This is a genomic window from Paenibacillus sp. NPDC057967 (assembly GCF_042887015.1).
GTDB lineage: Bacteria > Bacillota > Bacilli > Paenibacillales > Paenibacillaceae > Pristimantibacillus.
This window is the reverse complement of record NZ_JBHVQB010000010.1, coordinates 194,757-211,554: the sequence shown is the minus strand read 5'-3', so window position 1 is coordinate 211,554 and position 16,798 is coordinate 194,757. Positions and strand designations below refer to the sequence as shown.

The following is a 16,798-nucleotide window of genomic DNA, read 5'->3' as shown; positions in this document are numbered from 1 at the left end:
CAACTCGCGTATCCGGTATTAGCATTCGTTTCCGAATGTTATCCCAGTCTTACAGGCAGGTTACCTACGTGTTACTCACCCGTCCGCCGCTAACCATCAGGAGTGCAAGCACTCCATCAAGTCCGCTCGACTTGCATGTATTAGGCACGCCGCCAGCGTTCGTCCTGAGCCAGGATCAAACTCTCCATAAAAGAAGTTTTCTTACTTGGCAGAGCCAATGAGAAAATCTTCAAGGTGTTTGAAATGCTCAATTCGTTACTAGCTATGATGTCTTCCGATTGGAATCCATCGTATTGTTGTTTGGATTTTGACGTGATCCATTTGTTCAGTTTTCAAGGAACTTGTGTCTCGCACGTTCACCGTGACAAGATGTTATGTTACCAGCTTCCGTTCTTCGTGTCAAGCGTTTGTTTCACATTTTATTGTGGCTCATTCGGTGGACCCTCATGTCTCGGAAGCGACAAGAAATAATGTACCACATCGAAAAACAAAATACAACTTGTAGTTTTTTACAAATGACTATTTAAATAAAAAGCCGGCCCCGAAGGACCGACTTTCCTATGGCTATGGCTATATAGAGACGTTACTCACCAAGCAACCGAAGCAGCTCCGCTTCATCATCAATGACTGTCACACCCAAATCACGAGCTTTGGTCAGCTTGCTGCCAGCGCTTTCGCCAGCGATAACGAAATCGGTTTTCTTTGATACGCTGCCCGATATCTTTGCGCCTTGCGCCTCCAGCTTTTTCGCTGCCTCATCACGCGTCAGGGTTGGCAGGGTCCCTGTAAGCACAACGGTCTTGCCGCTGAACACACTATCCGTACGTACTTCAGGCAGCTTCTCAGCTTCCGCTCTAATCCCAGCTGCCCGCATCCGATTGATACTATTAATCATAGTCGGGTCAGAGAAGAATCCGACAATGCAGTCGGCTACAATGCCTCCGACATCGGGCAGCGAGACCAACTCCTCAGCTTTTGCCTGCATGACCGCATCCAAATCACGATAATGATCGGCCAGCATTTTGGTTGTGGCTTTACCCGTATTCGGAATACCCAATGCGAACAGGAAGGCAGCCAGATCTCGTCCCTTCGATTTCTCCAGCGCATCTAACAGCTTCTGGGCCTTCTTCTCGCCGAATCGCTCGAGCTTAATTAAATCGTCAAAGGTCAGCACGTACAGATCAGCCGGATCTCTTACTTCACAATCGGAATAAAGCTGTTCTGCTGTCATGATGCTGAATGATTCAATATCCATAGCATCCCTGGAGGCAAAATGAGTAATCCGTCCAATCGTTTGCGGACGACACCCCAGCTTATTGTTACAGAACAAATGAGCACCTCTCTGCTCAAGTAATGTTCCACATGATGGGCAGACAACTGGAAAAACGATTTCTGCGCCTGGTTCGTCATCCGCCTTTCCCAGTATTTCCGGAATAACATCATTCGAACGGCGGATCGTCACCAGCGTTCCAAGCGCATGCTTCAAGTTCTTGCGCTCAATGTCTCCAATATTGTTCAGCGTACAGTTCTGTACCGTAACCCCTGCCAAATCAACCGCTTCTACCCGTGCCACCGGCGTGATTTTGCCCGTACGGCCTACTTCCCACGATACGGATTCCAGAACGGTCGACGTTTCCTCCGCCTCGAATTTAAACGCAACTGCCCAGCGAGGGAACTTATCCGTATAGCCAAGGGCTTCTCTTGTTCTCATATCGGTCAGCTTCACAACGGCTCCATCGATCAGGAAATCGAACGAGTCCCTGCGCGCCGCAATCTGAACCAGCTCCGCAGCTACATCCTCTATAGAATCCGCATACTTCACATACGGATTCACTTTGAAACGGTTATCCTTCAAGAATTGCTGCATTTCCCGATGATCGGCGAACGATACACCTTCAGCATAACCAATATTATAGATAAAAGCGTCCAGCTTCCGCTCCGCGGTCACAGCAGGGTTTAGATTGCGAAGAGCGCCTGCCGCCGCATTACGCGCGTTTTTCAACGGCTCAACCGCCGTCTCGTTATATTTGGCAAGCACGGATAAGCCCATGATGCCTTCTCCTTGCACCTCTATAATGCCTTCAGTGAACGGAATCGTTAGCGGAACAGAACGAATGGTACGCACATTAGACAAAATGCCTTCGCCAATCGTACCGTTGCCGCGGGTGGACGCCTGGATCAGTTCCCCATTCTCATAGGTCAGATTCAGCGTAAGGCCGTCGAATTTCAATTCAATCACATAGCTAGGCTGTGGCAACGGCTCCTGGTCGGGATTCTTTGCGTTAAAGTCGGCAATGGCTCGCAGCACGCGAGCGTTCCAAGCGAGCAGATCCTCTTGATCTTGCGCCTTGTCCAGGCTCCACAGACGCGCTCTATGGCGATGGGGCTCGAAGCCCTTGAGCAGTTCCCCGCCAACTCGCAGCGTAGGAGATTCCGGCAGCGTCACTCCAAGGGAACGCTCCAGGGACACAAGCTCATCATAGAGCTTGTCATAATCCGCGTCATTCAGCTTCGGTTCGTCTAGCGTATAATAGTAATAATTGTGCTCCGTAATGAGAGCAACAAGCTCTTTCATCCGTTCCATGCCTGCGTTCACTTGCAAGCCTCCTTCATGCATCGTCTTTCTCGATTATGTTCAACGCAACCCGGCTTCATTCCTTTTGGCCGGGAAGAGATTATTATAATTTTGTCAGCGGAGCAAAAGCAGCCAGCAAGCGTTTAATGCCGACAGGGGCAGGGAATGCAATCTGCAGCTCCATATCGTTGCCTGCTCCCTTCACAGACACAACCGTGCCCTCTCCCCATTTGCCATGGGCGACGCGGTCGCCCGCTGCAAATTCTGACGGCGAAGACGACGCAGTTCCGCCTCCCGCAGGCGAAGGTTTGCCTCCCCTTGCAGTATCGAGCGAAGTCGTCACGCGAACGCCCGCTCCCGGCGCACGGCTGCTGCCCGCGCCAAACCCAGGCGTACGTGTTGAGCTGGAAGGTGCAGGCGCACTCATCCCGACTCTCCCGCCGGAACGCGCATATCCGCTGCCGCCAATACTTGTCGATACGCCTTCCTTCACATCCTCCGGAATCTCCTCAAGGAAGCGCGAAGGCATATTCATACCTGTCCGTCCGAACAGCGTACGCATCCGCGCACAGGTCAGGTAGAGCTTCTCTTCGGCGCGTGTGATACCTACATAAGCAAGGCGCCTCTCTTCTTCCAATTCCTCATTGTCCGCCAGCGCGCGGCTATGAGGGAAGACCGACTCCTCCATTCCAATGATGAATACCATCGGGAACTCTAACCCCTTGGCGCTGTGCATCGTCATGAGAATGACCGCATCGTCGGCCTTTCCTTCTTCTTCCTCGTCTTTATTCATGGAATCGATATCTGCGATCAAGGCCAGATCCGTCAGGAAGGCGACGAGCGACTTGTCCTCATTCCGCTGCTCAAAGTCCATTGTTACCGACAGGAACTCGTCGATATTCTCCACACGAGCCTTGGATTCCAGCGTATTCTCGCGCTGCAGTTCGATCCGGTATTGGGACAGCTCCAGCACCTTTTCCGTCAATTCGGTAACAGTCAAATAATCGACCATAGCAGTTAAGTTATAGATAAGTCCATAGAACTCGCCGAGCAGCGTGCGCGTCCGGCCATTCACATCCAGATCGCCCATGCCTGCAAGCACTTGATAGATCGACGTCCCTCGGCGAGCCGCCTCATCGGCCAGCTTGCCAACGGTCGTATCGCCGATCCCCCGCTTCGGAACATTGATAATACGTGTCAAGCTAATGTCGTCATCGGGATTGGAGATCAGCCGCAAATAAGCAAGCAAGTCCTTGATCTCTTTCCTGTCGTAGAACTTGATGCCGCCGACAATTTGGTAAGGAATATCCGATTTGATCAAAATTTCCTCGATTACCCGCGATTGCGCATTGGTACGGTACAAGATGGCATGATCGGAGAATCGGCGGCCTTTATTCACATTTTTGCGAATCTCGCCCGTCACATAATAACCTTCGTCATGCTCGGAGTCGGCTTGGTACAAGGCAATCCGGTCGCCAGGCCCTTGATCCGTCCATAGCTTTTTCGGCTTGCGCCCTGTATTGCGCTTAATAACCGCATTAGCTGCGTCCAATATATTAGAAGACGAGCGATAGTTCTGCTCCAGCATGATCGAACGAGCTTCCGGATAATCGCTTTCGAAGTTCAAGATATTCGTAATATCTGCGCCCCGCCAGCGGTAGATAGACTGGTCGCTGTCGCCGACCACACATATATTATGATGCTTGTCCGCCAGCATGCGGCACAGCATGTATTGCGCGCGGTTCGTATCCTGATATTCGTCTACGTGAATGTAGCGGAACTTGTTCTGATAGAACTCCAGAACCTCCGGCATTTCTTTAAATAGCTGAATCGTCTTCATAATAAGATCGTCAAAGTCCAGCGAGTTATTGCTCTTCAGGCGCTTCTGATACATCGCGTACACCTTCGCCACAATACCCTCGAAATAATCGCCGACCTTCTCCTCATATCGCTCCGGTGAGATCAATTCATTTTTGGCAGTGCTCATGGAGGCTTGTACCGCTTTCGGCTCAATCTTCTTCGTATCGATATTCAGATCCTTCATACAGTTGCGAATAACAGACAATTGATCCGATGAGTCCAGAATCGAGAAGTTGGAGGTGAACCCGATACGATCGATATCCTTGCGCAGAATTCGCACACACATCGAGTGGAAAGTGGACACCCAGATATCTCTGCCGGATGGCCCGACCAGCGAGCTGACCCGATCCTGCATTTCTCTGGATGCTTTATTAGTAAATGTAATCGCCAAGATGCTCCACGGCGCCACCCGCTTCTTCTCAATTAAATAAGCAATGCGGTGCGTAAGCACGCGGGTTTTCCCGCTGCCCGCTCCCGCCATAATGAGCAAAGGACCTTCCGTAGCCTGTACGGCTTCGCGCTGCGGCGGATTAAGCTTCTGTACAGCTTCGTCGATCCCGATTTTATTGAACATATTGAACATGCCTCTAACCCCTTTGTTCGCCATTTGTTCGCCTTATTTCAGTTTAGACAAGGACTACATGCGTGTCAATTTGCGGTTTCCGATTATCGCTGGAAATTCGGCATTTCCCCCCTAGAGACAGCTGCCGGAGAGCATATGTCCGTTGCAGGTTGTCCGGCAGCCGCATCTACTAGTGGGAAAGGAGGTGATCCTATGGCTAGTTTGATTCTGCCACGTTCGATTTCGGTAGCTGTCGACTATTCCATTCTGAACTACTTCATGACGGCGCCTGTCGGCGGCATAGCGCTCGCCGCCAATACCGCAACGGATATTGGTCCTGCCGAGGAATCATGGCTTGACGACACCGGTACTGCCGTTACCCAATTCGCCGTTAACGTCAGCACTCCTCCACCAGGAACGGAATATGCTTATCAGCTTATCGTGGACGGCCAGGTCCAGGAAGAAGGACTCGTGACAACCGTAACGGATACCGCGCTTTCGCTTACATCTGCGACAGCGGCGACCATTCCGTCGGAAGCCCGTGTTGTTTTCACCATCTTCCAGGTCGTCACCACGTATTCTTAATCGCCACAAACAAAACAACCGAACACCTGACGTAGACTTAACTGGCTACAGGGTGTTCGGTTCGTTATGGTCTCATCACAATAAATTGCGCAATGATGCGTGAATCAACTGGCGGCGGCTGATCGGACTGAAATTGGATGCCGCCATGAGCAATATGATATAGTTCTGGCGCTTGCAGCATGCCGTCCACAAACACATTAGCCAGCAGCAGCTTCCCCCTTGCCGGTATACGGCTTTTATACCCTGGCGTCGCATCCTCATTCCAGAACGATCGCTTCACACCGTCTCCTTGCGCATAATAATAATAGACGCGCAGCCAGGTACGGCGCTTTCTTCTCCGAGACTTCCGGCATCGACTCCTGCAGCCGGCAGTTCTGTTAAGCGCTCGCCGACGTCGCTTCAACAGCTTGGCAATCGCTGCTTTCATTTTCTCATTCCCGCCCCGCCTCTCGACTTCTATTCCATTATAGTCGGAAGAGGAGCATAAGGCCGCCGTCAAAGGTCTATTTTTGCAGACTATCTACAGAAAGGACTGTGGACAATGCAGCTGCAAGATCCGTATAAATGATATTGCCAACGACGATTGTATCCGCCAACTCTGCCGCTTGCCTCGCCTTCTCAGCAGAATCGATGCCCCCGCCATAGAATAGTCTCGCTCCGCCGCAAACACTTCTGGCACTCCGCAGCATCTCCATGTCTCCGAATCGGCCGCTGTATTCGATATAAATGAGGGGCAATCTCATCAGCTGCACCCCCATACGGATATGGGCAATCAGCTCATCAGTCCCAAGCTCCGTCTTGGCGCCCGTCAGCTTGGCAGCGGTAGCATCCTCGTTCAATATAAGGTAGCCCTGCGCCGCAGTCTCCTCCCACGGCACGAACGTCCCATACTCCTTCAAACCTTCGATTTGGTTGCCGAGTATCCATTCCGAGCGATCCGTATTCAGCACGATGGGAACGAAATACCCGTCAAACCCCGGGACCGCTCCATCCATGGTGGATACCTCCAGCGCACAATCCAATTCGTAACGGCGGACACGCGACATTAAATCAACCGTATTCTCAAAGGTTACGCCACTGGAGCCCCCGATCATAATCGCATCTGTGCCGGAGGTGCAGAGGGCGTCAAGCGCATCATCCGATATCATTTTGTCGGGATCAAGCTTAAAGACATGCCGCCACTTCCCAAACCATTCTTCCTTCATCTATCTGTACGCCTCGCTTCTTATCCAATCAGAATAACGTCGTACCGTACCCTACACCGAAACGGTGCAAGTCTGTTCGGCAGCCGTATTCCTCTATGCTATGTCAGGGCATGTCGTCTGTCAAACCCGCTTCTGCTTCTGGATGCGTTCGCGCAGCATATTCATAAATTCCTGATCCGACCCCTCTGGCTCTTGAATACGTTCCATATAAGCCAGCGCTTCTGCAGCATTGCCATCTTCCTTACCAATACCTTGATCAGTCATCCTTGCCAATACACGCAGAGCATGGTCATTGTCTCCTTCGCGCTTGTACGCTTCAACCGCTTCCTCATAACGAGCGGCGACCACAAGACGGTCCCCCTCAGACAGGCCCTCTCCCGCCATGCGAAAAATCGGGGTAACCGCATCTTCATGCAGAAAGTATCCCGCTGAGCTCGACAGCTTGCGGTCATGCTCGTCGTACGCGTCTACCGACCATGCGAATTCCCCGCCAGGATAGAGCATACCCAGCAGTCCGGCCGTATTGAGGGTCACTTCTCCATCTTGCCCATAGCTCTTTCCATACATATTATAGTTGCTATTGCGCTCACGAATGGAAAATACAGCTTCTTGGCCGGTATATTTATGATCTGATAACGCGGTAGTCGTGGCACCCCTGTACTTGCCGTTCCGATCGCGGTGCATATAGGTAATGTTGAGCTTGTAATAAGCCGCTCCCTCATAAGACTTCCACTGAAGCCGCAATTCATCTCCTTGTATGAGCTCATTGCGCCCCGGGGATACCGCCATTACTTGCGGCACAAATTGCACATCCTGCACCGCTGTTGCCACATCGTCAATGACAACCGTCTTCGATTCGGATTCCGTCATGTAATACCCGTTTATCTGCTCCGTCCGTACCCCAACTGCTACATCGTATTCGCCTGGGTCAATGCCATAAAACCGATACCGTCCGTCCTCATCCGTAATCGTTGCCGGGTAATGGGTGAGCGGAGGGGAGTGATAGGTTGAATCGTTCGCACGCTGAATCATGACAAAAGCATTCGCAACAGGCTGGTCGCCGATGCGGACAACGCCCTCCAAAGACGGCAATCCTTTCTGCTTATGCCTGGACTCCAGTATGGCCAAATAAGCCCCTTGTTCTTCCTGAGATCGCCACCCCTCTTGGCCGAGCCGCTCTATCTCTTGCAGCAGATTCTCCGCGCGATCCCAATTGCCCATCCAGAAATGCATCAATGCCAGGTTATAAGCAACATTGGACATCTGTTCCGAATGACCATACCGTGCGAGCAGCTTCTCCAGCTTATTGATGATGTCCGTACGCTCCTCACGATTAAGCTGTTTACTGCCATTACCACTGGATGATGCGCCTCCGGATGATTTGACAAAAATATAATCCATCTGGCCTATCCCCATCTCGCTCGTGATATCCATAGCAAGCCGATTAATGGCAGGTCTCGCATACTCATCATTCGGGAACCATTGCAGCAATGCCTGATTATAGCCTCGATGGTATAAATAAGACGGGAGCTCCTTATAGCCGAACCACCCCAGCAGCAGCAGCGTGGCCAAGATGCCCACCAATGTTCTTACCTTTATCCGCATTAGCGATTCTCCCCTTCCAATTGCGAGGCATAAAAAACGCCTGCGGTCGATACGATGATCCGCTCCTCCTGCTGAGCACCCTTCCCTGACGTATCCGCCGTCATATTCGCTTGCATGGAGTGAGCTTGCTGCCAGCCATACAGGGGTATTGCGATCATTAAAAGCATCACAGCGGTAACGACCGGCGCCGGAATACGGATTTCCCGATTCCACCATGAAGGCTTCGGCGCGGCAGCGCGCCTCAGAACGGCCGCTTGCATTTCTTCGCTGAACACCACTGGCTCCATCTCACCGCGAAGCTGATCACGAAATTTTCTATCTTCCCCTGCTTGATTCATACTCCCAGCCTCCTTCCTCCAATTGCTGCTTCAACTTCTTTCTTGCTCTATGCAGCTTGCTCTTCACCGTGCCCTCCGACTCTTGCAATACAGCGGCTATCTCTACAGTCTGCATCTCATGAAAATAATAAAGGACGACAACTTCCCGATAGAGCATCGGCAATCTGCCGATCTCCTCTCGCAAGGTCATTTTGTTCAGCCAGTTCGCGGATCCGGGCTCCTCATTGCCAGACAACATAGATCCGTCATCCATCGCTTTCTCCAGATCCATACGCTCTCTCAAAAAAAGCCGTTGCCAGGACGCGCGCCTCATCCGGCTTCTGCACAAATTAATCGCAATACGGAGCAGCCAGCCCTTCAACGTGCCGTCTCCCCGGTATTGATCCGCCTTCCGGAATGCAGTCAGGAAGGTCTCCTGACTCACATCCTCAGCCAGATACCTATCTTTCAGCAGCAACGTAGCCGTTCGAAGCACATCGCTGCCATAACGCTCCATCAGCCAGGCCAATGCGATCTCGTCGCCTCTCTTCAATTGTTCGATCCGCTGCCGTTCCCCGTCCATCCTCTCACCTGCCTTACCGGTCCATAACATACGTTAACCCTTCATACCATCAATCATTAACCGGGTAAACATAGCCTGTCGCACCTCTCTACAGTATACGATGCGTTCAACATGCCTTCAGGTTGCATATTTATACAAAAAGAAGCCTTCCACTAAGGAAGGCTCTCTTCAACTCTCTATTTCACCAATTGTCCGCGCGTTACGCCCAGTTGATTAGTCGCTTTCAGGCTGCGCCATACTTGCGTGCCGCTAATCCTTCCGTCGAGCGCATCCCGGTACAATGACAATACCTCGCTTACCTTATCGCCCGTCTCTTCCAGAAACTCCACGCGGAAGTGCTCTACGCCCAGCTCTATGAAGTTGCGGATATATTCCGCACCGGATTGCTCAATCGCATTGTATACCGTGTTGCGGCAGCCTTCATCCACACGTACGGGATGGGACATGCCGATGCGGTCTTGCAGTGAAGCCCGATGCTCTTCGCAAGGCCTTCCACAGTTCGTATAATCCGTGCCTTCGCTCATGAACGTACAGTAGACACAATGCTCCGTATGGAACATCGGCATATGCTGATGAATCACAACCTCCAGCTTCGTCGTATCCGAACGCTCCAGCAGATCGACCATCTGCTGAATATTCAGGTCATACGAAGGCGTAATCAGATCAAGCCCTGCCTCTGCAAATAGTTTAACGGCTTTATGATTCGCCACATTAAGCGAGAAGTCGCCGATCAGCTTAGGGAACGGCTTGTCCGGGTTCATCCTGCGTTCGCGCAAGTAATAATACAGCGCGCCCGTATTCCGTATCAGCACCGCATCCGGCTGCAGCTTCAGAATATTGGCATGGTAGCCATTCTCGCGAGGCATATGAATGCGCGGTGTAGCAAGCGCAATCGGAGTGCCCGCCTTGCGTGCCGCCTCTACGGCCGCAGGGAATTGCTTAATGAACTCGAAATCGGCGTAAATATACGACACGCCTGCGTGAATCGCTGCCTCAACCTGCTCCAGGCTCCGGCAGAGCGCCGTCAGCTGCGCGTTCTTCCCATTGCGGGTCGCGACCAGCGATGCATCGCTGTTCTGATGCGCATCCGCAAAAGCATCCACCTCATGCTTGATATATCTCGGCGGCTTCGGACGTTCGCCTGCCAGCTGCTCCACCGCTTCGCGGCGAATCCGGTTCAACTCACGGATCGGCACGATCAAATCGCCTTGCAAGGCAACTTCCAGTGAATCCAGCTGATAGACCGTTCCGCCGAGACGACCCAATTGGTCCTCCAGCAGGGCAGCATCCATCGGACGCTTCTGTGCCGCTTCAAGCGGCATCTCAGATACGACCTCGACTGTCGTTCCTTTTTGTACATCCGTCCAAGTCGTACGAAGCGGCTCGCCGACTGTTCCCGTTACGCGGACTTGCAGCGGGAATACCCGGTAGGGCTTCTCCGTCTCAAAGGTCGCTCTAAGCCGCTTGTCCAGCGCAGGGTCACTAGTCTTCCATACCCGATCGCCTACATGGACTTTCCGCAAGTCAACATCATTGCGGCCTGGCACAATCTCGATCAAAGCCCCCTCAGGCGCTTCGCCTTCCAGCTTCACGCCTTGACGCCGCAAGTCATAGATCCGTCCGCCTTCTTCCTTCTTCGTCGGATCACCCGCATCGAAGACAATGCCGTCGCCGCGCTTGGTCGGCGCGTCCAGACGAATCGTTACGGCATCGCGCATCACACGCTCTACTCTGCCAAGATAAACGCCGCGGCTCTTCGGGAAGGTGCCTTCCACCAGCTGCTTATTATTTGTGCCATCCAGGAAGCCGTGCGTAAATCCGCGAGAGAAGCTCTGTTGCAGCTCTCGTACGTCTTCCTTCGACGGCTTGGAACGATCGCCGTCAAAATACTTGTCAATCTCAGCACGGTACTTACTTACGACATTCGCTACATATTCAGGACTTTTCAGCCTTCCTTCTATCTTAAAAGAAGTGACACCCGCTTCAATCAGCTCCGGCACCAGATCGATCGCCGCCAGATCCTTCGGCGAGAGCAAATAAGCGACATCGCCCATCGGCTTATGCTCGCCATCCACCATCAGATCATAAGGCAATCGGCATGCTTGCGCACACTCGCCGCGGTTAGCGGAACGCCCGCCCCACATCTCCGACGTCAAGCATTGGCCGGAATACGACACACACAACGCGCCATGCACGAATACTTCCATCGGAAGCTTCGCCTGCTCGCCGATTGTACGGATCTGCTTCAGATTGTTTTCCCGTCCCAGCACGACGCGCTCCATATCGAATGGCTTCGTAAACTCTACGGCCTCAGGCGAAGTAATCGTCATCTGCGTGGAGCCATGGATCGGGAAATCCGGCGACAGCTCGCGAATCAGCTTCACAAGACCCAGATCCTGGACAATGACAGCGTCCACGCCAGCATCGATACACATCTCGATCAGCTTCTGCGCATCTCGCAGCTCATCTTCGAAGACAAGAATATTAAAGGTCAGAAAACCTTTAACTCCATAGGTATGAAGAAACGCCATAATCTCCGGCAACTCCTCCGAACGGAAGTTGTTCGCCCGTGCTCTTGCATTAAACTTTTCCACGCCAAAAAAAATCGCATCTGCCCCGTTGGCGACAGCCGCCCGCATACAATCCCAATCGCCGGCAGGTGCCAGCAATTCTATATCCGATCTTGTTATCATCTATTTTCGATTCCTCTCATCGCAAGATTATACAACTTGCGCCATATCTTTCATCTATAAGCATTGCCTTTTGCTTCTACTATTCTAACAAACAGCGCCATTTGATTCCACAACACATTGCTGCCAGCTCATTGCTCATATCGCTTTTGCCCAGTTATTATGCTATTTTGCCAAATATGAAGTTGCACACATCTCTTGCACAATGGGAGATGCTATACTATAGCTGACTTTGAATTCGATCCATCGACATGGATTCAGGAGGTTAATCATTTATGAAATTAGGCGTATTTAGTGTACTGTTTTCGGGACGGACTTTGGATGATGCGCTCGACTATATCGCGTCCAAGGGACTTGAAGCTGTGGAGATCGGGACAGGCGGATATCCAGGCAATGCCCATTGCGACCCGGATACGTTGCTGGCTGACGCGGGCAAGCTGAAAGCGTTTAAACACGCAGTAGAATCACGCGGGCTAATGATCAGCGCACTGAGCTGCCACGGCAATCCGCTTCATCCGCAGAAGGGAATCGCGAAGGAGCATGACGAGCTGATTCGCAAAACGATTGAACTGGCCAACCGTCTTGAAGTTGGCGTTGTCAACACATTCTCCGGCTGCCCTGGCGACCATGAGGATGCCAAATATCCGAACTGGCCTGTCGCTCCATGGCCGAACGAATATCAAGAAATCTTGACATGGCAATGGGAGCAAAAAGTTATTCCATATTGGTCTGAGATCGGTTCGATCGCTACGGATGCAGGTGTCAAAATCGGACTTGAGCTGCATGGCGGATTCTCCGTTCACAGCCCGGGTACACTGCTTCGCCTGCGTGAAGCAGCCGGCGATGCCATTGGCGCCAACCTTGATCCAAGCCACATGTGGTGGCAAGGTATCGATCCGGTACAAGCCGTTCAAATTCTGGGACGTGAAAATGCAATCCATCACTTCCACGCAAAAGACACGACGATTGATCCAATCAACGTAAACCGTCACGGCGTAACGGATATGCAATCGTATTCGCTTATGCTGGACCGCGCATGGCAGTTCCGTACTGTTGGCTTCGGCCACGATCTGAAGGTGTGGGCGGACATCATCAGCGCACTTCGTCTCGTAGGCTACGACTACGTTGTCAGCATCGAGCATGAAGATGGCCTGATGTCCATCGATGAGGGCTTCACCAAAGCCGTTCAAAACCTGCAGCAAGTGCTGATCCGCGAGCCGCTAGGCGACATGTGGTGGGTGTAAGCCATAACGCTTCAAACAAAAAGCACCGCCGGAGATATCCGGCGGTGCTTTCTGTTTCCAGTCATTAACCAATGACGCGGTACAGACCAATCTTGAAAATCATCACATAGTCAATAAACAGGAACAATCCGAGCGCTACAGCCGTGAAGCCGATGGCGAACAAGTTTTTCCTTGGACGCGCCATCAGAAGTCGCACGAACCCGATCGCAATGATTACTGTAAAGGCAAGCATGAAGTAATCGAACGGTTCGAATCCTTTGACAGCTTCTACCGCTTCTTCCGCCAGAAACATAAGGGGACCTCCTTTAGTCACACGTAACCTAATATTAATCTATGTTAGCCTCTCAACGCTCCCGATGCAAGTCTGAATCCACTTTCGTAACAAGTTTGTCACGATTTATTCACATATGTAGTTTTCCATGTCCTTACACCCTGACACAACTTTTCCCGCTTTTTTAAAATGTCCATCTCTTCCCGTAACTATTACCAGACTCGGCATGTTTTTCACATACGCAACGATTTTTGCATATTTTCAACATCAGTCGACATCGGATACTCATAGAAGGAACCATGAAAAGAAAGGATAATCCTTCCTCTCCACAGCTCCATGTTTATCTAATTACAACTTCTGAATAGTCTCGCTAATTGATCGAAAACATGCTATACCAAACTTATTCAGCCGCTCCCGCGCCAACACTTTCCTTATGATTATAGCGCTGCTGCGTCCGTTCTCTGTCCCGATCCAGAATCGGCTTCAGATAACGTCCTGTATAAGACTGTTCTACTTTAACCACTTGCTCCGGCGTTCCCGTAGCCACGATCGTACCGCCGCCGTTGCCGCCTTCTGGACCAAGATCGATCAGGTAGTCCGCCGTCTTGATGACATCCAGATTGTGTTCGATGACAAGAACCGATTCGCCAGAATCAACCAGACGATGCAGAACGGTAAGCAAGCGGTCGATATCATGCGCATGCAAGCCCGTCGTGGGTTCATCCAGAATATAAAGCGTCTTGCCCGTGCTCCGGCGATAAAGCTCCGCTGCCAGCTTCACGCGCTGCGCCTCGCCGCCGGAGAGCGTCGTTGCCGGCTGGCCAAGCTTCATATAGCCTAAGCCTACATCCAGCAGCGTCTGCACCTTACGGTGAATACGCGGAATGTTCTCGAAAAACGTACAGCCGTCTTCGATCGTCATCTCCAGCACTTCGGAGATGTTCTTGCCTTTGTACTTCACTTCAAGCGTCTCCCGATTGTAGCGCTTGCCCTTGCAAATCTCGCATGGCACATACACATCGGGCAGGAAGTGCATCTCGATCTTGATAATTCCGTCGCCGCGGCAGGCTTCGCAGCGGCCGCCCTTGACGTTGAAGCTGAAGCGGCCTTTCTTGTAGCCGCGCACCTTCGCTTCATTTGTGCTGGCGTACAGGTCACGGATATCATCGAATACGCCTGTATATGTCGCCGGGTTGGAGCGCGGCGTACGGCCAATTGGAGACTGGTCAATATCGATAACCTTCTCCAAATGCTCGATGCCTCTCATCTCCTTATATTGACCCGGACGCACCTTCGCTTTGTTCAAGTCGCGCGCCAGTGTCTTGTACAGAATCTCATTAACGAATGTCGACTTGCCGGAGCCTGAGACGCCCGTTACAGCGGAGAATACGCCTAGCGGTATCTTCACATTCACGTTGCGAAGATTGTTTTCCTTCGCTCCTCGAACCTCAATCCACTTATCGCCTGTAGTACGGCGCTCCATAGGAACCTCAATGAACTTGCGGCCGCTGAGGTACTGCCCTGTCAAAGAGTTCTCATCATCCATGACTTCCTTCGGTGTTCCTTGTGCTATAATCTGGCCGCCATGAATACCTGCGCCTGGGCCGATATCAATAATGTAATCGGCAGCCATCATCGTGTCTTCGTCATGCTCCACAACGATAAGGGTATTGCCCAGGTTGCGCATATGCTCCAGCGTCTGAATGAGGCGGTCATTGTCCCGCTGATGCAGGCCAATGCTCGGTTCGTCCAATATATACAGAACGCCCATCAGACTTGAACCTATCTGCGTAGCCAATCGGATCCGCTGTGCCTCGCCGCCGGACAATGTACCCGCAGCACGGCTGAGCGTCAAGTATTCCAAGCCGACATTGACCAGGAAGCCTAACCGGCTGTTGATTTCCTTCAGTATCAGTTGAGCAATGGTCTGCTCCTTATCCGTCAAAGACAATCCGTTAAAGTAACGTTGGGCTTCCCCAATCGACAGCTCCGTTACATGCGCAATGTTCTGAGCGCCGATCGTAACGGCGAGCGTCTCCTTGCGCAGACGCTGTCCTTTACAGCCGCCGCATGGCTTCGCGCTCATGTAATTCTCGATATGATCCCGCATCATGTCAGAAGCCGTATCACGATAGCGGCGTTCCAAGTTGTTCACGATACCTTCGAAAGGTACAAATGCTTCCTTGCGATGACCAAAATCATTTTCGTACAAGAAGCGAACACGCTCTCCGCCCGTCCCGTAAAGCAGCTTCTTCATCTGCTCCGTCGTCAGCTCCGATAATGGTACGTTCTCTGGAATACTGTAGTGCACGCATACCGCACTTAGAAATTGCGGGTAATAATTCGATGTGCTCCCTGCCCATGCCAGGAAAGCTCCCTCTTCAATCGACTTGCTGTTGTCTGGCACCAGCAGATCGGGGTCGACAATCATTTTCGCGCCAAGTCCGTCACAATCCGGGCATGCGCCATATGGACTGTTGAAAGAAAACATGCGCGGAGCAAGTTCCTCGATACTGAACCCGCACTCCGGACAAGCAAGATTGGAGCTGAACAACAGCTCTTCCTTCTCCATCACGTCTACGAGTACGCGGCCATCCGCCAGCTTTAATGCCGTCTCCAACGAGTCGGCCAGACGTGCGTGGATGTCCGGCTTCACAACAATCCGGTCCACGATCACTTCAATGGTATGCTTCTTGTTCTTCTCCAGCTCGATCTTCTCGCTAAGCTCACGCAGCTCGCCATTCACACGCACGCGAACGAAGCCTTGCTTCTGCACATCTGCCAGCAGCTTCGCATGCTCGCCCTTGCGGCCTGATACAAGCGGTGCCATGATCTGGAGCTTGGTGCGCTCCGGATATTCCATAATCCGGTCCACCATCTGCTGAACGGTCTGGGACGAGATCTCGATGCCGTGCTCTGGACAATGAGGCCGTCCGACACGAGCAAACAAAAGTCGCAAGTAATCGTAAATTTCCGTCACCGTACCTACGGTGGAACGAGGGTTGCGGCTTGTTGTCTTCTGGTCAATCGAGATCGCGGGAGACAGCCCGTCGATGGAGTCTACATCCGGCTTCTCCATCTGTCCCAGAAATTGGCGAGCATACGCGCTCAGTGATTCCACGTAGCGGCGTTGCCCCTCTGCATAGATGGTATCGAATGCAAGAGAAGACTTGCCCGAGCCGCTTAAGCCCGTCAACACAACGAACTTGTCGCGGGGAATCGTCACATCTATATTTTTTAAATTATGGGCGCGTGCGCCCTTTACGATAATTTTATCATTTGCCACTGGATTTTCCTCCTA

Annotated in this window: 12 protein-coding genes and 1 rRNA gene; 2 read left to right on the top strand and 11 right to left on the bottom strand. The window is 51.9% G+C overall.

The annotated features are described in order from the left end of the window. From ACFVSO_RS24675 to pcrA, 3 genes are all read right to left on the bottom strand, one after another. Positions 1-191: ribosomal RNA gene (locus tag ACFVSO_RS24675) — 16S ribosomal RNA — on the bottom strand; the annotation flags it as partial. A gap of 392 nt (positions 192-583) precedes the next feature. Further along, positions 584-2,584 carry an NAD-dependent DNA ligase LigA gene (ligA, locus tag ACFVSO_RS24670; RefSeq protein ID WP_387478922.1) on the bottom strand — a complete coding sequence of 667 codons (2,001 nt, stop codon included), beginning with the start codon at positions 2,582-2,584 and terminating at the stop codon, positions 584-586. A gap of 94 nt (positions 2,585-2,678) precedes the next feature. After that, on the bottom strand, positions 2,679-5,009 hold the full coding sequence (gene pcrA, locus ACFVSO_RS24665) for a DNA helicase PcrA (protein ID WP_387478919.1): 2,331 nt from the start codon (positions 5,007-5,009) through the stop codon (positions 2,679-2,681). A gap of 201 nt (positions 5,010-5,210) precedes the next feature. On the opposite strand from pcrA, the gene ACFVSO_RS24660 reads away from it, so the two are divergent. Next, the gene (locus ACFVSO_RS24660) at positions 5,211-5,582 is read left to right on the top strand and encodes a hypothetical protein (protein ID WP_387478883.1); all 372 of its coding nucleotides are present in this window, start codon (positions 5,211-5,213) and stop codon (positions 5,580-5,582) included. Positions 5,583-5,646: 64 nt separating this feature from the next. Here ACFVSO_RS24660 and ACFVSO_RS24655 read toward each other — a convergent pair whose 3' ends face one another. From ACFVSO_RS24655 to ACFVSO_RS24630, 6 genes are all read right to left on the bottom strand, one after another. Next, positions 5,647-6,009: a DUF4183 domain-containing protein gene (locus ACFVSO_RS24655; RefSeq protein WP_387478880.1), complete on the bottom strand. Its 363-nt coding sequence runs from the start codon at positions 6,007-6,009 to the stop codon at positions 5,647-5,649. A 76-nt stretch (positions 6,010-6,085) separates the two neighbouring features. After that, positions 6,086-6,787: a heptaprenylglyceryl phosphate synthase gene (pcrB, locus tag ACFVSO_RS24650; protein WP_387478877.1), complete on the bottom strand. Its 702-nt coding sequence runs from the start codon at positions 6,785-6,787 to the stop codon at positions 6,086-6,088. 120 nt (positions 6,788-6,907) lie between these two features. Further along, positions 6,908-8,392, bottom strand: coding sequence for a carboxypeptidase-like regulatory domain-containing protein (locus ACFVSO_RS24645; protein ID WP_387478874.1), 1,485 nt, complete (start codon positions 8,390-8,392; stop codon positions 6,908-6,910). Further along, the gene (locus tag ACFVSO_RS24640) at positions 8,392-8,730 is read right to left on the bottom strand and encodes a hypothetical protein (protein WP_387478871.1); all 339 of its coding nucleotides are present in this window, start codon (positions 8,728-8,730) and stop codon (positions 8,392-8,394) included. The genes ACFVSO_RS24645 and ACFVSO_RS24640 overlap by 1 nt, the downstream gene beginning before the upstream one ends. Then, entirely contained in the window at positions 8,708-9,322 is a 615-nt protein-coding gene (locus ACFVSO_RS24635; protein WP_387478868.1) for an RNA polymerase sigma factor, read from the bottom strand. Before ACFVSO_RS24635 ends, ACFVSO_RS24640 begins: the two co-directional genes overlap by 23 nt. Before the next feature lie 146 nt (positions 9,323-9,468). After that, positions 9,469-11,985, bottom strand: a complete 2,517-nt coding sequence (locus ACFVSO_RS24630) for a U32 family peptidase (protein WP_387478865.1) — start codon at positions 11,983-11,985, stop codon at positions 9,469-9,471. Positions 11,986-12,257: 272 nt separating this feature from the next. Here ACFVSO_RS24630 and ACFVSO_RS24625 point away from each other — a divergent pair, with 272 nt between their 5' ends. Continuing rightward, entirely contained in the window at positions 12,258-13,226 is a 969-nt protein-coding gene (locus ACFVSO_RS24625) for a sugar phosphate isomerase/epimerase family protein (protein WP_387478862.1), read from the top strand. Between the two features lie 64 nt (positions 13,227-13,290). Here ACFVSO_RS24625 and ACFVSO_RS24620 read toward each other — a convergent pair whose 3' ends face one another. Then, the gene (locus ACFVSO_RS24620) at positions 13,291-13,518 is read right to left on the bottom strand and encodes a hypothetical protein (protein WP_120114368.1); all 228 of its coding nucleotides are present in this window, start codon (positions 13,516-13,518) and stop codon (positions 13,291-13,293) included. 379 nt (positions 13,519-13,897) lie between these two features. After that, positions 13,898-16,783 (bottom strand): excinuclease ABC subunit UvrA, encoded by a 2,886-nt coding sequence (gene uvrA, locus ACFVSO_RS24615; protein WP_387478859.1) that lies wholly within the window; start codon positions 16,781-16,783, stop codon positions 13,898-13,900. Positions 16,784-16,798 lie beyond the last annotated feature (15 nt).